The following is a 21007-nucleotide window of genomic DNA, read 5'->3' as shown; positions in this document are numbered from 1 at the left end:
GCCCCCCGTCGTGGTACAACCGTGAGCCATGAACAGCCTTGCCGACGAGACGCGCTGGATGGATGCCACGGAGCAGGCGAGGCTGGTGGCCAACGGCGACGTCACAGCCGGCGAGCTGCTCGAGGCGGCGATCGAGCGGATCGAGCGGACGAACCCGTCGCTCAACGCCGTCGTCATCGAATGGTTCGACCACGCCCGCCGCGTGGCCGCCGATCCGAACCTGCCCAACGGCCCCTTTCGCGGCGTCCCGTTCTTGCTCAAGGACCTCTACACCAGCTTCGCCGGCCAGACGCTGTCCAACGGCAACATCGCGCTCAAAGAAGCCCGCATAGTCGACACCGCCGACACAACGCTGGTCGCCCGCTTCAAAGCGGCCGGCCTCGTCATCGCCGGGCGGACCAATACCCCGGAGCTGGGCAGCTTGCCGACCACGCAGCCGCTGGCCTGGGGCCCGACCCGCAACCCGTGGTCACTGGACCGCACGCCGGGCGGGTCCAGCGGTGGTGCCGCCGCCGCGGTAGCCGCCGGCATGGTCCCGTTCGCCAACGCCTCCGACGGCGGCGGCAGCATCCGCATCCCGGCGTCGTGCTGCGGGGTCGTCGGACTCAAGCCGAGCCAGGGCCGCATCACGGTCGGCCCGGTGCGTGCCGAGGCGGGGCTAGGCGTCGAGCTGTGCGTCAGTCGCACAGTGCGCGACACCGCGGGCCTGCTCGATGCGGTGCGCGGACCGGGCATCGGCGACAGCGTCATTGCGCCGCCGCCGGAGCGGCCGTACACCGAGGAAATCGGTAAAGACCCCGGACGGCTACGCATCGGCCTGCTCGACGTCCATCCGCGCGGCGACTTCCTGCACGAGGATTGCATCGCGGCCGTGCGTGCCGCGGCGTCGATGCTCGAGGGCCTCGGGCACATCGTCGAGCCTGCGTGGCCACAATGCCTCGCCGACACCACGTTGCCCCAGAAGTTCATGGCGCTGTGGGCGACGGGAATGGCGATGGCGGTGCGCGGGTTCGGCGAAACACTGGGCCGCGAGATGACCAAGGACGACGTCGAGCCGGTGAACTGGGCGCTCGCCGAGCAGGCGCAGCGACTGACCGCCGTCGACTACGCCGCCGCGCAGGGCGCGGTGTGGACATTCCGGCGGGCGCTGCAGCAGTGGTGGGCCGACGGCTGGGACCTGCTGTTGACCCCGACGGTGGCCGAGCCGCCGCTTCCGCTGACCGAGTTCGAGAACGATCCCGAGCATCCGACGGCGCCGATGCGCCGCGCCGGCCGGTTCGCCGCGTTCACGCCGCCGTTCAACATGAGCGGGCAGCCGGCGATCAGCCTTCCGCTGCACCGCAACGCCGAGGGCCTGCCGATCGGCGTCCAGCTGGCCGCCGCCTATGGCCGCGAAGACGTCCTGATTCGCGTTGCGTCCCAACTGGAATCGGCCCACCCGTGGTCGTCCCAGCACCCCGCAAATCTATAGGTGGCTCACCGCGAAATCTGCGGCCTGGTCCGTCATGCCGTTCGTCAGGTACGCCATATGCGCGAAGGTGGGTGGCGCGCTGGGCGCGCCATTGCAGATCGTGTCGTCGGGAGCGCACAGCTGGATCGTCTTGGGCGCATACAGCGGGCCGATTCTGATGGGCGGCGCGCCGTTTTCGGTGAGGAACTGATTCGACGGCGTGCCGAACAGCGTCACCGCGGCGACGTGGTTGGCCACTTCGGCCGGCATCGGCTTGGGCACGTATGACGCGTATTCGGCCGGCACTTCTTTCGGAATCGCGGCCGAGGTGACGAGACCGGCCAGCGCCGCGCCCTGGGAGTACCCGCCGAGCACGATCCTGGTGTTAGGGCAGTTCGCCGCCGTCGACTCGATGTGGCCACCGGCGTCGCGAATCCCGTCGACGAAAGTTCTGGCGAACTCGATGCCGGCGCCGAAATCACTGCTGGCGGGGTAGTTGACCGGATAGACGCTGACCGATTTGCCGCCGGCCCGCGCGTTCAGCGCGTCGACGAATGCCTGCCCGACCCCGCCGACGCCGGGCGGCTCGGCCGTTCCGCGGGCGAACACCACCTCGACGTCCGGACACGGCTGGGCCGACGCGACCGGCACCGGCGCGCTGACCACGGCGCCAATGCTCACCACACCAGCCACGAGCACTTTGATGACGTTCATCGCTACCTCACCGCCACCCGACCCTCGCCTGAGTCTAATCCCGCATCCGCAGCACGACCTTGCCCTTGGCCGTGCGGTTTTCCAGCGCCGCGATCGCCTCGCCGGCCCGATCCAGTGGATAAACCTCCGGCTGCGGCGGCGGCACCGCGCCGGATGCCAGCAGCGGCTCGAGTTGCGACCACTGCCGCTCCAAAGAACCCGGATGCGACATCGCCCACGCGCCCCAGCCGACCCCGACGGCATCAATGTTGTTGAGCAGCAAGCGATTCAGCTTCACCGTCGGAATGTCGCCGCCCGTGAAGCCGATCACGAGCAGCCGGCCGCCCTGGGCCAGGGACCGCAGCGAATCGGTGACGCGATCGCCGCCGACCGGGTCGACGACGATGTCCACGCCGCGCCCGCCGGTCAGCTCGCGCACCGCGTCCTTGAACCCGTCGGCCAGCACCACATCGGTGGCGCCGGCCGCCCGGGCGATGTCGGCCTTGTCCTGCGTGCTGACCACCGCGATGGTCCGCGCCGCCCCCAAGGCGGGCGCCAGCCGCAGCGTCGACGTGCCGATGCCGCCGGCCGCGCCGTGCACCAGCACCGTCTCGCCGTCACGGAGCCGGCCGCGTTCGGCCAGCGCGAAATGCACGGTCAGGTCGTTGAACAGCAGCCCCGCGCCGGCCTCGAACGACACCGTGTCCGGCAGCTTGAACACCTGCTCGGCCGGCAGGGCAATGACCTCGGCCATGCCGCCGGACAGCATCGTCAACGCCGCCACACGGTCGCCGGCCGCCACCGGCGCACCGGCCGGGGCGCTGCGCACCACGCCGGCCGCCTCGCCGCCCGGAATGAACGGCGGGTCCGGTTTGTGCTGGTAGAGCCCCCGGGTCAGCAGCGCGTCGGGAAACGCCACTCCGGCTGCATGGACGTCGACGACGACGGCGCCGTCACCGCCGGGCTCGTCGAGCTCGACCACCTGCACCGCCTCCGGCCCGTCGAGCCGGGAAACCTGTACCGCGCGCATCGCCACCTCTTTCCGTCAAGACGAACTTAGTCCGGCGCCGATGCGGGCTGTAAAGCCCGAGGAGAAGCCGGACCATCGAACCCAGTCCGGCGCCGATGCGGGCTGTAAAGCCCGAGGAGAAGCCGGACCATCGAACCCAGTCCGGCGCCGATGCGGGCTGTAAAGCCCGAGGAGAAGCCGGACCATCGGGCCTAGTCTGGTAGTCACGCGAGAGGAGCCACTGCCATGGACCCGTTCTTCGACGTAGTGATCATCGGTGCCGGGATCTCGGGGATCGGCGCCGCCTACCGGATCCGGGAGCGCAACCCGCAGCTGCGCTTCACGATCCTGGAACGACGGGAGCAGCTCGGCGGCACCTGGGACCTGTTCCGCTACCCGGGTGTGCGGTCCGACAGCGACATCTACACGCTGTGCTTCCCGTGGGAGCCCTGGACGCGGCCGGAGATGATCGTCGACGGCACCCACATCTGGCAGTATCTTTCCGACACCGCGCGCAAGCACCACATCGCCGAGCACATCCGGTTCAACACCCATGTCCGCTCGGCCGACTGGGATTCGAGCACCGACACCTGGACGATCCGCGCCGACCGGGACGGCCAGGAGCAGACCTACCGCTGCCGGTTCGTGTTCTTCGGCACCGGCTACTACGACTACGACAACCCCTACCGGCCCGCCTTCCCCGGCATCGAGGACTTCACCGGCGAGGTGGTCCATCCGCAACACTGGCCCGAGGCGCTCGACTGCACCGGCAAGCGGTGCGTGGTAATCGGAAGCGGCGCAACCGCGGTCAGCCTGATCCCGAGCCTGGCCGAAACGGCGGCGCACGTGACGATGTTGCAGCGCACACCGTCGTACATGATCTCCGCGCCGAAGGTCGAGCCGACAGCAGTCCTCACCCGAAAGCTCTTGCCGCTCAAGGTTGCCCATTGGCTCGTCCGGTGGCGCAACGCACTCGTCGGTGTGCTGCTGTGGGAGGTGTCGCGCCGGGCGCCGGAGTACATGAAGCGACTACTGCGGCGCATCGCCGAACGCAATCTGCCGCAGGGCTACGACATCGACACCCACTTCACCCCGCCGTATGACCCGTGGGATCAGCGGATGTGCTTCATCGTCGGCGCCGACCTGTACAAGCTGATCAGCGACGGGCGCGTGGAGGTCGTCACCGACCACATCGACCACATGGACGCCACCGGCATCGTCTGCAAGTCCGGGCGGCACCTCGATGCCGACGTCATCATCACTGCGACGGGACTGCAGTTGCAGGCGCTGGGCGGAATCACGCTCAGCCTCGACGGCGAAAAGATCAACCCGCATGACCGGTTCGTCTACAAGCGCCACATGCTCGACGACGTCCCCAACATGGCCTGGTGTGTGGGCTACACGAACGCATCGTGGACCCTGGGTGCGGACCTGACCGCGCAATCGGTCGCAAAGTTGTTGGAGTACATGAGGACTCACGGCTACACGCACGCCTATCCGCATCTCGGCGACACCGACATGCCCGAGCAGCCCACGCTGAACCTGCAGGCCGGCTACGTGTTGCGCGCCCTGGATGTGCTGCCGAAGTCGGGCACCCGGCGTCCATGGGTGGTCAGCCACCACTTCCTGCGTGATGTGATCGACCATCGGGTGCGGCGCATCGACGAGCAGATGGTGTTCGGCAAGGTGGACGCCGACCGCCGACAGATCGCCTAGGCGCCGGCTTTTGGTGTCCGGAAGCCGCCGGCCCACTCGGTAGACTCAGGAGTGCGGCCCGCACGGGAGGGGAGCGGCGATGAGTTATCGACAACCGCCGCGTTCGTTCGCGCCAATACCGGTCGAATTGCCGCCGAGCCGCGAGGTTTTGGTGCGGGCTCCCGATGGCACTCGTCTGCACACCGAGGTATTCGGCCCGGAAGACGGCTATCCGATAGTGCTTTCGCATGGCATCACCTGCGCCATCCGCGTGTGGGCTTACCAGATCGCGGAATTGGCCGGCGACTACCGGGTGATCGCGTTCGATCACCGCGGCCACGGCCGCAGCGGCATTCCGCCGCGGCGGAATTACAGCCTGCATCACCTGGCCTCCGACGTCGACGCGGTGCTCGAGGCCACCCTCGCGCCGGGAGAGCGCGCCGTGATCGCCGGGCACTCGATGGGCGGCATTGCGATCGCCGCCTGGTCGGAGCGGTACCGCCACAAGGTTTCCCATCGTGCCGACGCCGTCGCCCTGGTCAACACCACCACCGGTGACCTGTTGCGCGAGGTGCGGTTCCTGCCGGTGCCGGCGCCGTTCGCCGCGGTCCGGGTGCTGGGCGGGCGTGCACTGGTCAGCATCTTCGGTTCGTTCACGGTGCCACCCGCGGTGCGACGCGCCAGCCGCGAGATGGTGTCGCTGCTGGCGGTCGGCGCCGACGCGGATCCCGATGTCGGCGCGCTGATCTACGAGTTGTTCGACGCCACGTCCCCGGCGGTGCGCGGCGGCTGCGGCAAGGCGCTGGTCGACTCGCTGGGCTCGCGGCACATCAGCCTGACCGGTTTGACGGTGCCGACGCTGGTCATCGGCAGCGAACGCGATCGGTTGACGCCGTTGAGTCAGTCGCGCCGGATCGCCGCGGCCGCACCGAATCTCGTCGGGCTCGTGGTGCTGCCCGGCGGTCACTGCGCGATGCTGGAACGCCCCGCCGAGGTCAACCGCGAATTGCGGGCGCTCGCCGAATCAGTCTCGGGCGACAGACGGATCAGCTCGTAACCGCGCGGCGACCTCCGCGGCGGCCCGCCTTCCGGAGCGCACCGCCCCGTCCAGGAAGCCGGTCCACTCGTCCGCCGTTTCGGTGCCGGCCCAGTGAACCGGGCCCACGGGGCGGCGCAACCACGGCCCGTACCGCGTCCACGAGCCCGGCGGCACCGCGGCAGTGGGTCCGCCGGGTGCGAATTTCTCTGTGCCCCAACGGTGATCGACATAGTCGAGTGGTTTGAGTGCCTCCTCGCCGAATAGCGAAGCGAAGCAGTCCAGCGCTTTTCGCCGGCGCTGATCCGCGGGCATTTCGTCGAAACTGCGGGCGTCGACGAACCCCAGCAGGATGCCAGGCCCGTCGGGCTGCGGGCTGACGTCGAAAGTGATGAACACCGGGCCCTCGTCGGACAACGCCTGGCCGGAGAACCCGTTGGCCCGCCAGAACGGCGTGGGGTAGGCGGCGTACGCCTTGGAGAGCCGGCCCTGCGGCCAGCTTCTGGCGAGCTGGTGGTATTCGGCGGGCAGCGGGGGAGTGAACTCGATGCGCGCACGATGTTCCGGCGCGACCGCGACGATGACGAATCTGGCTTCGGCGCTGCTCTTTTCGGAGCCGACCGTCACGCCGCCGTCGTGCTGGTCGATGCGATGCACCGGAGCGTCCAGCACCACGCGGTCGCCGAGCTCGGCCGCCATAGCGTCGGCGATCTGCTGGGTGCCGGCTGCGAAACGGTCTTGCTGTGCACCGTTTTCCACGTCGAGCAGCCGGTCCAGGCCGCCGGCGGCGTGCACGTAGCGGGCGGCATGCAACATCGACACGTCGTCGGGTTCGGCGCCCCAGGTCACCCGCGCCATGATGGCCAGCAGATCGCGGGCGGTGGCGCCGGTGTGCACCGAGCGCAGCCAGTCGCCCAGCGACTGGCCGTCCAACTGCTGCGCGCGCCGTGTGGTCCACGGCTCGGCCAGCGGAACCCGCCGGGCGATGCGCTCGAATTGCCAACGCACCCTACCGATGTCGAGCAAGCCGCCGAGTGACAGTCGCGGGATGGTGCCGGAATACCGGCGGACCATGCCGCGCCAGCGGATCAGGTTGGCGCCGTCATGGTAGGTCGGGACGGTGTCGATGCCGAGGTCGGCGGCCAGCGCCAGCACCGCATCCTGCGTGGGCCCGACGAATGTGCCGCCCATGTCGACGGGAATTCCCGCGACATGGCCGGTGTGCGAACGTCCACCGACCCGGTCGCGGCCCTCGAGCACCAGCACGTCGTGTCCGAGACGCTTGAGCTCACGGGCGGCGGTCAGCCCGGCGAACCCGGCCCCCACCACTACGGCATCGGCGGACTCCATACCCCATCCTTACCGTCGAATGTGGACTTATCACACGCTTTTTCGGGAGAAACGTACATCAAGTCCACATTCGACGAAGCTAAGGCGCCGTGCTCAACCAGTCTTTGAAGCCGGACGGGTCGTGGCGGCCCAGTGCGCCGTGCTCGTAGAGCCCCCAGCCCTCCACCGGCTCGGCGTCGCCGTCGCGGCAGATCGCCCGCCCCACGTGGTCAATCACGCCGAAGCCCGAGCGGGCGACGATCGCCGGGTCGGTCATGTCGTAGGTCAGCCGCTCGGTGAACTTCTCGCCCTTCCACATGCCGTGCAGCCAGTCCGAGTCGCCGCCGTAGCCGCCGCCGACATGGATCGGTACCGGCAGCTTGGATTCGACCTCGAAGTGCACCGGCGTGCCGTCGGGCCGGCTGGCCTCGATTGTCGCCCCGGTCGGAATCCGGGTGCCCGACCGGTAGCGAGTGGTCACCCGGGGCCAGCCCAGCTGCTCGACGCGGCCGTCGCGCCAGATCCGGGTGCAGTCGTTGAGCGAGCGGAACCCGTCGGGTGCCTCCTGGATGATCATCACGACGGCGAAGTCGTCGAACGCCATCGGCACGTACAGCCACCACATGCCTTCGAACGGCGGATCGGCCGGTCGTCCCGCCGGTTCCGGTTCGCCGATCGGCCGGATGCCCCAGGACCGGTCCCGGCTGCCGATCCAGGTGGCGGGGTCGACGGGGATCTCCTCGCCGTCGATCGCGATTCGCCCGCTCCAGCTGCCCAGCTGGGCGAAGCGCTGCGCGTCCAGCGTCACCCGGTTGCCGGAGCGCATCAGATGCGGCTGCTCCTGCACGACATCGAACAGGCCTTCCCAGGTTAGGTCGACGGCGATGCCCTCGGTTTCCTCCAGGATCACCCGCAACTTGCGCAGTGGCTCGCTGACCTCGATCCGGTAGCGGCCGACGTGCTGGTTGAGCCGGTCCTGGTCGATGGCGTCCGACAGGTGCACCGCGGTCTGCGTGTCGCCGCGGCGGATCAGCACGAACGCGTCCTTCACACCCAGGTTGGGGTAGTACCCGATGCCGGTGATGAGAAAAATGTCGCCGGTGCGGTCGTGGGCGTTGAGGTAGGAGCGGTCGTAAAAGTTGCGGTCCGACGATCCCGGCCAGGCGATCGGCTGCGGAATCTGGTGTACCGGGAATTCGTCGAGTGGTCCAAGCATTATCCTTCTCCTATAAGTCTTTTCATCAACGCGGCGTGGTAGAACAGTGACTCAACATCGTCGGGCCTTTCGACCTCACCGAAATGCACCCTACGCGCGCCGGTGCGCATGAACACGCACGCCCACATCACGCCCGAGTACACGTAAAACCAGTGCAGATCACCAAGATTCGCGCCGGTGAGCCGCTGGTAGGTGTCGCGGACGTCGTCCTCTCGCATCACGTCCGGCAGACCTGGCAGTCCTGCAAGCCCGGCGAGCTCCTGAAAAACCATGTGCGCGAAGATCATCCACGCGACATCGAGCTCCCGTGGGCCCAGCGTGACCATCTCCCAGTCCAGCACCGCCACCGGGCGGAAGTCACGGTAGAGCACGTTGCCCACCCGGGCGTCGCCCCAGCACAGCACCGGCTGACCGGCGTCGGCCTGCTCCGGCCAATTCGACTCCAGCCAGGCGAAGGTACGTTCCAGCAGCGGCGAACGGCCGATGTCGGGTACCGCGAAGTCGTACCAGGACCGCACCCAGTCGAAGTGGCGGCGCAGTGCGGTGCCATCGCCTGGAGACAGAAACCCAAAAGTCTTCTCCGGGTTGGTAATCGAGTGCAGCTTGGCCAGCACCTCGACCGTGGAGTCCTGAAGTTCGCGCTGGCGCTCCGCGGGTGCGTCGGCAAACCAGTTGCCGCCGAACGTATATGGCATCACGTCAGGAGGCACCACGCCCTCGACGTAATCCATCAGAAAGAACGGCTTGCCGAGCACGTCGCCGGTGGTCTCGATCCAGCGCACCCGCGGGACGGGCACGTCGGTGAGTTCGCCGACCAGTCGCATCACCTCGAATTGGTGGTCGAGCCGATACGACGGGAACACCGGCACGTCCTCGGCGCTCGGCGCCACCCTCGCGACCCAGCGCTGCTCCTGATCCTCCCAGCGGCCGGTCAGGATGATCGTCTCCGACGACATGCCGGTGGCGTCGACGCCACTTTCGACGGTGACCTGCGGCGTCACGGGTAGCACGGTGGCGAGCCACTGCGCCATCACCGCCGGCACTGTGCTGACGTCACGGCTGGACCGCTGGAGTCGGCCGACGTCTTCGACTGCTGGTTGGTTGGCCACATGCGCCTCCGACAATTACGATACGGTGGGTAGCGTTATGAAAGCAGACGAGTCCACGGTTGACAAGGCCCCGGCCGCCGGGCGGCCGCGGGACCCGCGCATCGACGCTGCCATATTGGCGGCGACCGCGGAACTGCTTGTGCAAATCGGCTATTCGAACCTCACCCTGGCCGCCGTCGCCGAGCGGGCCGGGACCACCAAGACGGCGCTGTACCGGCGCTGGTCGAGCAAGGCCGAGCTGGTGCACGAGGCGGCATTCCCGGTGGCGCCCACCGCGCTGGCGGGCCCGGGCGGCGACATCGCCGCCGATGTGCGGGCCATGATCGCCGCCGCCCGCGACGTGTTCACCAGCCCCGTAGTGCGGGCCGCGCTGCCCGGGCTGGTCGCCGACATGACCGCCGACTCCGAGCTCAACGCCAGGGTGGTGGCGCGGTTCGCCGATGTGTTCACCGCGGTGCGGGTGCGGCTGATCGAGGCCGTCGAGCGCGGAGAGGTGCATCCTGACGTGGACCCCGATCGGTTGGTCGAATTGATCGGCGGCGCGACGCTGTTGCGGCTGCTGTTGCGTCCGGATGAAGAGCTCGACGATGCGTGGGTGGATCAGACCGCGGCGATCCTCGTGCACGGGGTGCAGCGGTGATCGGGCGACTCGACGGTCGCGCCGCGATCGTCACCGGCGCCAGCCGCGGCCTGGGCCGGGCGATCGCGCTGGCGCTCGCGGCCGAGGGTGCGGCGGTGGCCGTCGTCGGGCGCACCGAACAGGTGTGGGACCAGCGGCTGCCCGGCACCATCGGCGAGACCGTCGCCGACATCGAGGCGGCGGGCGGCCGGGCCGTCGCGGTCCGCGCCGACCTGCTCGAGGGCGGCGACATCGCCCGGCTGGTCGATGAAGCACGAGAAGCATTGGGCCCCATCACAATTCTGGTCAACGACGCCGCGTTCACCGCGCCGGGGCGCCCGCCGCGAGCCGGCGCCTCTGCGAAACGCAAACCAGAGGCGGGCGCTAAACCGGGGTGGCCGCCGCTGCTCGGCACGCCGCTTGCCGCCTACCGGCGGCACTTCGAGATCTCGGTGTTTGCGGCCTACGAACTCATCCAGCTGGTGTGCCCCGACATGATCGAGGCCGGTTACGGGTCGATCATCAACGTCACCTCGATCGCGTCCCGGCTACCCGGGGATGGGCCGTAGGCCGACCGAGGCGGCGGGGTGCTGCCGGGCTACGGCGGGTCCAAGGCCGCGCTGGAGCACTTGACATGGTGTGCCGCCTACGACCTGCAGGACCGCAACATCGCGGTGAACGCCCTATCGCCGTCCAAACCGATTCTGACGCCGGGGCTTTCGTATTACGCTCGCGAGTTCGACGAGGTGGCGACGGCGGAGGAGTTCGCGCGGGCGGCGGTGGAGTTGGCGCTGGTGGACGCGGCTGCCGTCACCGGGCGCGCGATCGGCCATCCGCGGGTGCTCGACGGCAGCTTCACGTCGGCCTGACCCGCTTGTCGGACCCCGGCGCAATACTTCTGTCGTTGGTCCACATCGTGAAGCGAAAGGACGGCGAGACATGGCCAATGTTGTGAACTATTTCGAGGTCGGTACCCCCGACGCCGACGCCACGCGCGGCTTCTACGGCGGATTGTTCGGCTGGGACATCGGAGACTCCGGGGACTACCGCATGATCGACGGCGACAAGGGAGGAGTCTGGGACAGCTCGCAGACCGGCGGCGGATCCTGGGCGATCTTCTATGTCCAGGTCGACGACGTGCAGGCCACCATCGACAAGGCGGCCGAGCTCGGCGCGAAGGTTGTGGTGCCGCTGACCGACAACGGCCCGCTCGAATTCGCCCACCTGCAAGACCCGCAGGGCAACCGGTTTGGGGTGTGGCGGCCTAAAGGGTAGAGCTGGTGCGCTTGGTTGCGATCGCCGCGCTGCGCAGGGCAACCGCAAGCAGCGTGGTGCCGAGCGCCAGGCCGATGAACTCGAGCACGCCGACCAGCCAGCCGTCGGCGTGGCCGGTGTCGATGATGTGGCTGAGCGAATGCAGCGCCCAGTGCAGCGTCGCGAACGCCAGCGCGGGCACCTGCCATGTCCGCCGGCGCACTGCTGCGAGCAGCAGCAAGCCAAGCGGCAATTCGAAGGAGGCGTTGTCGAAGATGTAGTGATCGTTGCGTGGCCCGAACGCGCCGAGGGTCTCGAAGAACGTGCCTGGCGCCACCAGCATGAACAGCCCAAGGAGCGTCGAATACACACCGAAACCAATCAGCACCCCGTCGACAAACCGTGAGCGGGTCGGCGTCGTCGTCATACTGCGACCTTAGACGCTGGCACGCCCGACGGCGTTGATCGCCTCGGCGATCGCGTCGGCCAACGAATCAACCTCGGCGGCAACAAGTTCCGCGATCGTCAGACGAATTCCCGGTGGTGTGCCGACCCTGAATCGACTACCAGGGGCGGCGGCCCAACCCGCACCGAGTAGCCGGGTGATCACCACCGTCTCGTCGGGCACCGGAATCCAGACGTTGAGGCCCGAGCGGCCGTGCGAGGTTACGCCGCGATCGGCCAGCGCCGTCTGCACCAGCGCCCGGTTGCGGCTGTAGGTGGCTTCGGCCTTGCGCACCAACCGGGTTGCCGCCGTATCGCGCCACATGGCGAGAGCGAGATCCTGCAGCAGGTAGCTGACCCAGCCCGGCCCGAGGCGCAGCCGCCCGTGCACGCGTTCGACGGTGCGACGATCACCGGCGAGCACCGCCAGCCGCAGATCGGGGCCGTACGCCTTGGAGGCCGACCGCACGAACGCCCAATGGGGTGTCGAACCGGCCAGCGTGTGCAGCGGTACGCCGGCGATACCGGCGCAGTGGTCGTCCTCGACCAGCAGCAGGTCTTCGTCGCGGACCAGGCGGCGCAACTCCTCGGCGCGTTCGGCGGAGACGGCCGCGCCGGTGGGGTTCTGCGCCCGGGTGGTCACCACAAGCGCACGGACACCGCGCCGCAGCGCGCGGGCCACGTCGGCGACCACCGGCCCGTCGTCGTCGACCCTGACCGGCTCCACCGAAAAGCCCAGGGCCGCAATCAGATCCAGCAGGTTGGCCCAGCCGGGATCTTCGACCGCCACTCGATCGCCTGGCCGCAGGTGGGCCACGAGTACCCGCTCGATGCCGTCGAGCGCCCCGGCGGTCGCCGCGAGATGCTCGGCCGGGACGCCGTCGGCGGTCAGCGACGCCCGAGTGTGCTCCGTCAGCTCGGGCGACATGGCGGGCTCTCCATACAGCAGCGGGGTGCGCCGCGCGCCGAACCGGCGTCCGGCGATCGGAAGCAGCGCCGGATCGGGGTTGCCGGTCGACAGGTCTCGCACCCCCTCGGGGATCGCCAGCCCCTGCAGGGAGCGGGGCGTGGTCGCGGGCCGCTCGCGCACCCGGGTGCCGCGGCGCCCCGCGGTCTCGACGGCTCCGCGGTGGCGCAGCAGCCGGTAGGCCGCGGCGACGGTATTCGCGTTGACGCCCAGCTCGGCGGCCAGCTGCCGGATCGGGGGCAGTTCGGCGCCGGGTGCCAGCGCGCCGGTGGAGATGGCCTCCTCGACGCTGGCCGCTATTGCCTCGGCGCCCGTTCCACTAATCATATATCGTACTGGCACATAAAATAGTATGTACTATTACAAAGATCGGAAGCAACGGTGCATTACCCAGCGACCCCGCGCAGCACGCCCACCCGTTATCGCGAACGTGCCCGCTACGACCGTGAAACGGTCCACCGCATCCTCGACGAGGCCCTGATCTGTCACGTCGGCTTCCTCAACGCGGACCGTCCGGCGGTCTTGCCGACGACGCACGCGCGGCTGGGGGAGATCCTGTATCTCCACGGATCCACGGGCAGCAGCCCGATGCTCGCCGCGTCACCGTCTGGTCTTCCGGTGTGCGTCACCGTCACTCTGGTCGACGGGTTGGTGCTGGCGCGCGCGGCGCTGCACCACTCGCTGATGTACCGGTCGGTCGTCGTGCACGGCACCGCCCGCGTCGTCGAGGACCGGCAGGAGAAACTGCGGGCCCTAGATGCGCTTCTCGACCACGTCGCACCCGGCCGGGCGGCCGACAGCAGACCCCCGAACGTGCGGGAGCTCGCCGCAACCGCCGTTCTCGCGGTCGATCTCGTCGAGGTGTCGGCGAAGGTTCGTGGCGGTGGACCCGTCGACGACGCCGAGGACATCGCGCTGCCGCATTGGGCCGGGGTCGTGCCGCTGACCCTGACGGCCGGCAATCCGGTGCCGGCTGATGATCTGGACCCGGCTGTCGGGCTGCCGTCGTATCTTGCGTCTTATCGGAGAGGATGACAAGTGTGGAAGGTTCCCGAGTGGTGAGCGCCAGCCGCGACATAGCGGCGCCGGCGGTACGAATCTTCGAGCTGATTGCCGACCCGTCCCAGCAACCGCGCTGGGACGGCAACGACAATCTGGCCGAAGCCGTTACAGCACAGCGTGTTCGACGTGTCGGGGACGTCTTCGAGATGAAGCTCACGCTCGGCACAATCCGTGAAAACCACGTCGTGGAGTTCGAAGAGGGCCGTCGGATCGCCTGGCGGCCGTCCGAACCGGGCCGGCGACCGCCCGGGCACCTGTGGCGCTGGGAGCTCGAGCCCATCGACGAAACCCACACTCGGGTCACCCATACCTACGACTGGACGCGATTGACCGACAAGAACCGCCTGCCGCGTGCTCGCCGCACTACGGCCGAGCGGCTGCTGGCATCACTGGACCGGCTCGCGGAGCTCGCCGAAGATACCTGACATGACGCAGGTCTTTGTGGTTGATGCATTCACCCAGGGGATGTTCCGCGGCAACCCCGCTGGTGTCGTATTACTCGATCGGCCAGCCGACCCAGTTTGGATGCAACTCGTTGCAGCGGAATTCAACTATCCTGCAACCGCTTTCGTAGATCTGTCAGGAAACGGGGGCGGGGCGAAGGGGTTGCGCTGGCTCAGTCCCACTACCGAACTGACGTTGTGCGGGCACGCCACCCTGGCTAGCGCACACATCCTCGGCGGCGCCCAGGTCTTCCACACTCGAAGCGGCCTGCTGGCCTGCAGTGTCGGGTCCAGCGGTGCGATCAGCATGACGTTTCCTGCTGACCCAGTAAATCCAGAGCCGCCCTGCGCCGAGTTGAGCGCAGGGCTGCCCGGTATCACGCTGCGGTCGATCTGGCGTGGGCGCATGGACGTGCTGGTTGAGGTGGCATCGGCCGCGGAAGTTCGGCGATTACGTCCCGACCTTGCGGCATTGGCTACTGTCGCTGCCCGCGCAGTGATTGTCTCGGCAAAGGGCGACGGCATCGCAGACATTGTCAGCCGCGTCTTCGCTCCCGGTTCGGGAATCGCGGAAGACCCCGCCACCGGATCGGCGCACTGCACGCTGGCCAGCTTTTGGTCGCCCCGACTGGGAGTCACGGAGTTGCTCGCCGAACAAGCCTCACTTCGCGGCGGGTTACTGCGAACACGGCTCATGGGCAGCGATGTCGAACTCACCGGCCACGCGGTTACCGTTTGCAGCGGCGAACTTCACGCTTGAACCGTTATTTCGACACGTGCGGGTTCGCGCGCTTCTCTGCCAGCCGTGCGGCGCCCTTCGTCCCGAGTCGAATGGCGATCGGGCCAAAGACCTGCGAGCCGGGAATGCGTGTTCGGAAGGCAAGTTCGGTGGCGAGCCGCGTGCCCGTCCCGTCGGGCTCGACGTTCACCTCGCCGATGTAGTCACGAAATGGCAACCCGGATAGCAGCGTGTACCGCAGCCGTCGCGGCGGCTCGAACTCGATAATCCGTTCTCGTGTCGGGGGTCCCGCCAAGTAGAGGGCTCGCACGGCGCCGATCCCGTTTGGGTGCGGCTTGCCCGGCTTTTCGACGACCGATCTGCGAAACGGTGTCCATTCGGCCATGCCAGCGTGATCGGAGACGACATCCCACACAATCCGCGGGTCGGCCGCCACGTGGCGCGACACCTGGTACCGATACAGCTTGCTCATTCTCGGAACACCATTGGGAGATTAAGGGGTCCGCGGATTGCGGTGGTGTCGCGCCAAGTAGCGGCGCCTGCCAATACCGCGTTGCGGGCGAGGACTCCACGCAGCGCCACATTGGTTTCCAGCCGCGCCAAGGCGGCACCGAGGCAGTAATGCGTGCCGTATCCGAAGGACAGCGGCGCCGGGCCGGTGCGGTCGGGCCGGAACTGGTCGGGTTCGCTGAATACGGCGGGGTCGCGATTGGCGGCGGCGACGACTACCAGGGCTTGCTGGCCGCAGGCGATGTCGACGCCTCCGATGCGCTGATCCTCGGTGGCGGTACGCGCCGTTGCCTGCACCGGACCGTCGAGCCGCAGTAGTTCTGTGATTAGCGACGCGTCGGCTGCGTCGAGTCTATCGACGATGCGGGCGCCCCCTGCACCCGGGGTGAGCAGCCGAATCATAGCTGCCCCCAGCAGGTTCGCGGTCGTCTCATGACCCGCGACGGCGATGAGAATTGCGGTTATGACGACGTCGTCGAGCTGCAGGTCCGGGTCGGACGCGATGAAGCTGAGCAGGTCGTCGCCTGGGTTCGAGCGACGGTCTGCCGCCAGGGGTAAGAACTCGGTCACCAGGGCCGCGAAGGCCGCTGCGCCGGCGGCGATATCGTCCGCGTCCGCCAGCGTACCCGGCAGTCGGATGATCGCCGGTGATTGTTCACGCAGCAGCCGAGAGCACACAGCATCAAGGCCGAGCCACTCGCTGGCGACCGCGATCGGCAGCGGCAAGGCTATTTCGGCCATGAAGTCGAACGTCGCGGCCGCCGACGGGTGGCCGATCACCGCTTCCGCGATGGCTTCCACCCCGGCATTAAGGCCGGTGATGAAGGAGCGGGTGAACACGTCGCGCACCGACCCGCGCAACCGGTCGTGATTGGCGCCGTCGGCGAACAACATTGACCGGTCGACTATTTCCGAGCCCATGGAATCGATCGCCGCACGGGCGTTCGGATTGGCCAGCGGATTGCTGGTCCATCCGGATCCGCCCAGCACCTGTCGCGCTGCATCGTAGCCGAGAACCAGCCAGCCCTGGGCGGTTTCGTCCCACACCACGTCACCGTCCCGGCGCCGTCGTTCGTAAAACGGGTAGGGGTCTGCGGCGTCCCACGGCAGGCGGGGCGCTGTGGTGTTAGGGGTGGTCATGAGGCTCCAATCCGTAGGGGATGCCACGCTCGCGCACCCACGCGTCATGCTGCTTGCCCAGCGGGGTGATCGGTTCGGCGACACCGTCCATGTCGTCCGCGACCGACCGGACGTAGACGCTGGCGCCCAGTGTGGCGAGTATCGCGCTCATTTCGAGTTGCATACGGGCGAAGAAGACCAGGTCGTCGGGAGCGGACACGCGACGAACAGGGTGGTCGTGCGAGCGGATATCGATCAGGCCACGGATGGCACGCTCCGAGGTACGTGGAGTAAACCTGACCGGCTGGGGTGCGAGATACTCGTGGAGGAGCCCCGCGAACCAACGGTAGGCTTCGTCCGCGGAAAGCGTGGAATCCCCTGTCAAGAAGCCTGATTCGACCATCAGGTAATGCAAATCGCGCTGCCTGCCGTCAAGCATTGCGCGCGTCATCGCGACGAATGAGTGGCGCACATGCTCGGGCAGCACTTTGATGCAGCCGAAGTCGACGAATCCGATTGTGCCGTCCGGTCCGAAACAGTAGTTGCCGGGGTGCGGGTCGGCGTTGAACAGGTTCGCGTGCCGAATCGAACCCCCATGGAACCGCAGGATGACCTCTGCCCAGGTGTTCTTCAATTCCTGGCTGGCTTGTTGCGCCGCGACCCAGTCTATTCCGTCGAGATGGGTCATGGTCAGTACCCGATCACCGGATGCTTCATGTATGACCTCGGGGACCCGGATAAAGGGATGGCCGCGGTAGAGCTCGCTGAATGCGGTGATGTTGGCGGCTTCGTGGCGGTAGTCGATCTCCTCGGAGATGCGGGCGGCGATTTCCCGAGTTGCCTGTCGCAGGTCGGGCATCGCGGTACCAGCGGCCGCGGACACGAACCGGAAGAACGTCGCCAGCAGTTCGGTATTGGCCAGATCATCTCGGATCGCCTCGGCCGCACCGGGATACTGAATCTTGACCGCTACCTCGCGGCCGTCGTGCAACTGTGCGCGATGCACCTGTCCGATGGAGGCGGCCGCCATTGGTTTGTCGCTGAATTCAGCGAACACCTCGTCGGGTGTGCGGCCGAGGTCGGCATGCAGTACCTCTTTGGCCAGCGTGGGATCCATTGGTGGCGCATTAGCCTGCAGTCGAGTGAGGGCTGTCTGATATGGCGAAAAGCCGCCATGGCCAACCGCGCGGGTATCCACCATCGAGAAGATCTGACCTGCCTTCATCAGTACGCCTTTGGAGTGGCCGAGCAGTTCGGTGTATCGCTCCGCGGTCCGTTCGTGGAAGCGCTTTACGGCACTTGCATCGCCGGTCTGCTCCCGCAGCGCAGCTACCATCCGGCCGCCAGCCGCCCGCGCGGTGAACCCCGCCAAGGGCATCGTGCGACGGATTCGCCCACGGGGCAAAGGGTTATCCCTAGGGGGCGTCATGAGGATCCAATCCGTAGGGGAGGCCACGCTCGCGCACCCACGCGTCATGCTGCTTGCCGAGCGGTGTAATCGGTTCGGCGACGCCGTCCATGTCGTCCACCATCGCCCGTGCATGGATGGTGGCGCCGAACGCAGTGGATATCGCGTTGACGCTGAGGTTGAGCCGTGAGAAGAAGACGAAGTCGTCGGGGACCGAGATACGACGAACCGGGTGATCAGGCGAACGGATATCGATGAGGCTGCGGATGGTACGTTGCGACGTCTCTTTGGTATAGGTGACCGGCTGAGGTGCGAGCAGCTCGTAGAGGATCTCGGCCCACCACTGGTATGCCTCGTCGACTGTCAGTGTGGAATCGCTTGACAAGAAACCCGATTCGATCATCAGGTCGCGCAGGCCGTGCTTGCGTCCGTCAATGGCTGCGCGGTCCAGTTCGACGATTCTGCGTCGTTGCCGTTCGGGCACGACCTTGACACAGCCGAAGTCGACGAAGCCGACCGTGCCGTCCACGCCGAAGCGATAGTTCCCCGGGTGGGGATCGGCGTTGAACAGGTTCGCATGCCGGTACGACCCCGCCGCAAACCGCCAGATCACCTCTGCCCAGGTGTTCTTCAGCTCTTGGTCAGCTTGTTGCGCCGCGGTCCAGTCGAGCCCGTCGAGATAGGTCATGGTCAGCACCCGACCACCGGATGCTTCGGTGATGACCTCCGGCACCAGGATGAAGGGGTGACCCCGGTAGAGCTCGCTGAACGCGGAGATGTTGGCGGCCTCATGGCGGTAGTCGAGTTCTTCGGCGATGCGCGCGGCGATCTCCCGCGTGGCCCGCTGTAGGTCGGTCTGCATGGCAGTTCGCCGCGCCGAGGCAGCCAACCGGAAAAACGTTGTCAACAGCTCTGTATTCGCGAGATCGTCGCTGATGGCCTCGGCGGCACCCGGATACTGGATCTTCACAGCCACCTGACGACCGTCGTGCAGCACCGCTCGGTGAACCTGTCCGATGGAGGCGGCCGCCATCGGCTGGTCGGTGAACTCGGCGAACACCTCCTCGGCGGGCCGGCCAAGATCGTTGTGCAAGACGGTTTTGGCCAATATCGGGTCCATGGGCGGTGCATCGGCCTGCAGTCTCATCAGTGCACCCTGATACGGCCCAAGTTCGCCGTTGCCAATGGAGTTGCCGTCGATCATCGAGAAGATCTGCCCGGCCTTCATGAGGACGCCTTTGGAGTGCCCGAGCAGGTCGGCATACCGCTCGGCGGTGCGCTCGTGGAAGCGTTCTACCGCACCCGCATCGCCGGTCTTCTCCCGTAGCGCGGCTACCACCCGGCCGCCGGCTGCCCGCGCGGTGAACCCTGCCAAGGGCATCGTGCGACGGATTCGCCCACGCGGCAAAGGATTATCCCGAGGCGGCATCATGGGGCTCCAACCCAAACGGCAGTCCACACTCACGGACCCAGGCTTTGTGCAACTTGCCCAGCCGTGTGATGGGTTCGGCGACTCCGTCCAGGTCGTCCAATGTCGAGCGAGCGTAGATAGTGGCGCCCAGAGCGGCGAACAGGGGAGCTGCAAGTACAATGCGCGGAAAGAGAGCCAGGTCGTCCGGCGCGGACATGCGACGCCCTGGATGATCCGGCGAGCGAAGATCAATCAGGTTGCGGATGACGCGTAGTGAGCTGGCGTGGGTAACAGTGACCGGCTGCGGTGCGAGCACCTCGTGGGCCAGCTCCGCCATCCACTGGTAGGCCTCGTCTGCCGACAGCGTGGAATCGCCTGCGAAGTAACCTAACTCGACCATCAGGTCGCGCACCTCATGTTTACGACCGTCAACTGTTGCGCGCACCATCGCGACGAATGAGCGGCGCACACGCTCAGGCAGGAGTTTGACGCAGCCGAAGTCGACGAATCCCACGCTGCCGTCTGGGCCGAAACAGTAGTTGCCTGGGTGTGGATCGGCGTTGAACATGTTCCCGTGCCGGTAAGAACCATAGGCAAACCGCAGAATCACCTCCGCCCAGGTGTTTTTGAGTTCCTGGTCGGCCTGTTGTGCTGCGGCCCAGTCGATTCCGTCCAGGTAGGTCATGGTCAGCACCCGATCGCCGGAGGCTTCGGCAATAACGTCTGGTACCCGGATGAACGGGTGGTCGCGGTAGAGCTCGCTGAACGCGGAGATGTTGGCAGCCTCATGGCGGTAGTCGATTTCCTCCGAGATACGCGCTGCGATCTCGCGCGTCATCTGTCGTGGATTCGCCGCCATCGCGGTACCCGACGCCGACGCGCCGAACCGGAAGAACGTCGCCAGCAGTTCGGTATTGGCCAGATCGTCGTGGATCGCTTCGGCCGCACCGGGGTACTGGATCTTGACCGCAACATCGCGGCCGTCGTACAGCACCGCACGGTGGACTTGCCCGATCGAGGCGGCGGCCATCGGTTCGTCGCTGAACTCAGCGAACACCTGCTCGGCGGGTCGGCCAAGGTCGGCATGCAGCACTTCTTTGGCTAGCGTCGGATCCATGGATGGTGCATCGGCCTGCAACCGAGCCAGCGCTTTCTGGTAGGGCGAAAAGCCGCCGTTGCCAATAGCGCTGGCATCCACCATGGACAACATCTGGCCGGCCTTCATTAGCACTCCCTTGGAATGGCCGAGCAACTCGGTATAGCGCTCCGCGGTCCGCTCACGGAAACGCTGCACGGCATCGGTGTCGCCGGTCTTCTCCCGCAGGGCGGCCACCATCCGTCCGCCGGCGGCACGTGCGGTGAACCCGGCCAACGGCATCGTGCGTCGGATCCTCCCGTGAGGGACTGGGTTGGCCATAGCCACTCCTAGCGGCACCGCGATTCAGGCGCTAAAGTATTCACTTGTCGATACTAAGTGAGTACTTGGGAGCGGTC

At 67.2% G+C, this 21007-nt stretch carries 20 protein-coding genes and 1 pseudogene; 9 read left to right on the top strand and 12 right to left on the bottom strand.

The features are described from left to right. Nucleotides 1–28 precede the first annotated feature (28 nt). Nucleotides 29–1471 (top strand): amidase, encoded by a 1443-nt coding sequence (locus G6N47_RS01030; protein ID WP_083129806.1) that lies wholly within the window; start codon nucleotides 29–31, stop codon nucleotides 1469–1471. On the opposite strand, the gene G6N47_RS01025 is transcribed toward G6N47_RS01030, so the two are convergent. Both G6N47_RS01025 and G6N47_RS01020 read right to left on the bottom strand, forming a co-directional pair. Next, nucleotides 1466–2164, bottom strand: a complete 699-nt coding sequence (locus G6N47_RS01025; RefSeq protein ID WP_083129805.1) for a cutinase family protein — start codon at nucleotides 2162–2164, stop codon at nucleotides 1466–1468. The genes G6N47_RS01030 and G6N47_RS01025 overlap by 6 nt on opposite strands. 34 nt (nucleotides 2165–2198) lie before the next feature. Continuing rightward, nucleotides 2199–3173 carry an NADPH:quinone oxidoreductase family protein gene (locus tag G6N47_RS01020; RefSeq protein WP_083129804.1) on the bottom strand — a complete coding sequence of 325 codons (975 nt, stop codon included), beginning with the start codon at nucleotides 3171–3173 and terminating at the stop codon, nucleotides 2199–2201. Nucleotides 3174–3398: 225 nt separating this feature from the next. Here G6N47_RS01020 and G6N47_RS01015 point away from each other — a divergent pair, with 225 nt between their 5' ends. Both G6N47_RS01015 and G6N47_RS01010 read left to right on the top strand, forming a co-directional pair. Continuing rightward, nucleotides 3399–4868 carry a flavin-containing monooxygenase gene (locus G6N47_RS01015; RefSeq protein WP_083129803.1) on the top strand — a complete coding sequence of 490 codons (1470 nt, stop codon included), beginning with the start codon at nucleotides 3399–3401 and terminating at the stop codon, nucleotides 4866–4868. 79 nt (nucleotides 4869–4947) lie between these two features. After that, nucleotides 4948–5904 (top strand): alpha/beta fold hydrolase, encoded by a 957-nt coding sequence (locus G6N47_RS01010; RefSeq protein WP_083129802.1) that lies wholly within the window; start codon nucleotides 4948–4950, stop codon nucleotides 5902–5904. Here G6N47_RS01010 and G6N47_RS01005 read toward each other — a convergent pair. The 3 genes from G6N47_RS01005 to G6N47_RS00995 form a co-directional block, all read right to left on the bottom strand. Then, a complete protein-coding gene (locus G6N47_RS01005; RefSeq protein WP_083129801.1) occupies nucleotides 5872–7233 on the bottom strand; it encodes a flavin monoamine oxidase family protein in 1362 nt (453 codons plus the stop codon). The two genes, G6N47_RS01010 and G6N47_RS01005, sit on opposite strands and share 33 nt — an antisense overlap. A gap of 79 nt (nucleotides 7234–7312) precedes the next feature. After that, the gene (locus G6N47_RS01000) at nucleotides 7313–8428 is read right to left on the bottom strand and encodes a hypothetical protein (RefSeq protein ID WP_083129800.1); all 1116 of its coding nucleotides are present in this window, start codon (nucleotides 8426–8428) and stop codon (nucleotides 7313–7315) included. After that, nucleotides 8428–9537: a phosphotransferase family protein gene (locus G6N47_RS00995; protein ID WP_083129799.1), complete on the bottom strand. Its 1110-nt coding sequence runs from the start codon at nucleotides 9535–9537 to the stop codon at nucleotides 8428–8430. Before G6N47_RS00995 ends, G6N47_RS01000 begins: the two co-directional genes overlap by 1 nt. A 37-nt stretch (nucleotides 9538–9574) precedes the next feature. On the opposite strand from G6N47_RS00995, the gene G6N47_RS00990 reads away from it, so the two are divergent. From G6N47_RS00990 to G6N47_RS00980, 3 genes and pseudogenes are all read left to right on the top strand, one after another. Continuing rightward, nucleotides 9575–10177 (top strand): TetR/AcrR family transcriptional regulator, encoded by a 603-nt coding sequence (locus tag G6N47_RS00990; protein ID WP_083129798.1) that lies wholly within the window; start codon nucleotides 9575–9577, stop codon nucleotides 10175–10177. Next, nucleotides 10174–11025, top strand: a pseudogene (locus tag G6N47_RS00985) (SDR family NAD(P)-dependent oxidoreductase). Before G6N47_RS00990 ends, G6N47_RS00985 begins: the two are co-directional and overlap by 4 nt. A 70-nt stretch (nucleotides 11026–11095) precedes the next feature. After that, nucleotides 11096–11431, top strand: a complete 336-nt coding sequence (locus G6N47_RS00980; protein ID WP_083129797.1) for a VOC family protein — start codon at nucleotides 11096–11098, stop codon at nucleotides 11429–11431. On the opposite strand, the gene G6N47_RS00975 is transcribed toward G6N47_RS00980, so the two are convergent. Then, nucleotides 11421–11837, bottom strand: a complete 417-nt coding sequence (locus G6N47_RS00975; RefSeq protein WP_083129796.1) for a hypothetical protein — start codon at nucleotides 11835–11837, stop codon at nucleotides 11421–11423. The genes G6N47_RS00980 and G6N47_RS00975 overlap by 11 nt on opposite strands. 9 nt (nucleotides 11838–11846) lie before the next feature. Further along, nucleotides 11847–13163 carry an aminotransferase class I/II-fold pyridoxal phosphate-dependent enzyme gene (locus G6N47_RS00970; RefSeq protein ID WP_083129795.1) on the bottom strand — a complete coding sequence of 439 codons (1317 nt, stop codon included), beginning with the start codon at nucleotides 13161–13163 and terminating at the stop codon, nucleotides 11847–11849. A gap of 39 nt (nucleotides 13164–13202) precedes the next feature. Here G6N47_RS00970 and G6N47_RS00965 point away from each other — a divergent pair, with 39 nt between their 5' ends. Genes G6N47_RS00965 through G6N47_RS00955 form a run of 3 tightly spaced genes read left to right on the top strand, consistent with a single transcriptional unit; the run spans nucleotide 13203 to nucleotide 15086 of the window. Then, a complete protein-coding gene (locus G6N47_RS00965; protein WP_083129794.1) occupies nucleotides 13203–13856 on the top strand; it encodes a pyridoxamine 5'-phosphate oxidase family protein in 654 nt (217 codons plus the stop codon). Beyond that, nucleotides 13853–14308, top strand: coding sequence for an SRPBCC family protein (locus G6N47_RS00960; protein ID WP_083129793.1), 456 nt, complete (start codon nucleotides 13853–13855; stop codon nucleotides 14306–14308). Before G6N47_RS00965 ends, G6N47_RS00960 begins: the two co-directional genes overlap by 4 nt. Nucleotide 14309: 1 nt before the next feature. Further along, complete coding sequence (locus tag G6N47_RS00955) at nucleotides 14310–15086, top strand: PhzF family phenazine biosynthesis protein (protein ID WP_083129792.1); 777 nt, start codon at nucleotides 14310–14312, stop codon at nucleotides 15084–15086. A gap of 4 nt (nucleotides 15087–15090) precedes the next feature. On the opposite strand, the gene G6N47_RS00950 is transcribed toward G6N47_RS00955, so the two are convergent. The 5 genes from G6N47_RS00950 to G6N47_RS00930 are packed head-to-tail and all read right to left on the bottom strand — an operon-like array spanning nucleotide 15091 to nucleotide 20930. Continuing rightward, a complete protein-coding gene (locus G6N47_RS00950) occupies nucleotides 15091–15537 on the bottom strand; it encodes an SRPBCC family protein (protein WP_083129791.1) in 447 nt (148 codons plus the stop codon). Beyond that, nucleotides 15534–16715, bottom strand: coding sequence for a cytochrome P450 (locus G6N47_RS00945; protein ID WP_083129790.1), 1182 nt, complete (start codon nucleotides 16713–16715; stop codon nucleotides 15534–15536). Before G6N47_RS00945 ends, G6N47_RS00950 begins: the two co-directional genes overlap by 4 nt. After that, nucleotides 16702–18123, bottom strand: coding sequence for an ABC1 kinase family protein (locus tag G6N47_RS00940; RefSeq protein WP_083129789.1), 1422 nt, complete (start codon nucleotides 18121–18123; stop codon nucleotides 16702–16704). Before G6N47_RS00940 ends, G6N47_RS00945 begins: the two co-directional genes overlap by 14 nt. Next, nucleotides 18110–19531, bottom strand: coding sequence for an ABC1 kinase family protein (locus G6N47_RS00935; protein ID WP_139799295.1), 1422 nt, complete (start codon nucleotides 19529–19531; stop codon nucleotides 18110–18112). Before G6N47_RS00935 ends, G6N47_RS00940 begins: the two co-directional genes overlap by 14 nt. Next, on the bottom strand, nucleotides 19515–20930 hold the full coding sequence (locus tag G6N47_RS00930) for an ABC1 kinase family protein (RefSeq protein ID WP_083129787.1): 1416 nt from the start codon (nucleotides 20928–20930) through the stop codon (nucleotides 19515–19517). Before G6N47_RS00930 ends, G6N47_RS00935 begins: the two co-directional genes overlap by 17 nt. Between the last annotated feature and the right edge of the window lie 77 nt (nucleotides 20931–21007).

It is taken from the genome of Mycobacterium branderi, from assembly GCF_010728725.1.
GTDB lineage: Bacteria > Actinomycetota > Actinomycetes > Mycobacteriales > Mycobacteriaceae > Mycobacterium > Mycobacterium branderi.
This window is presented reverse-complemented; position numbering and strand designations above follow the sequence as displayed.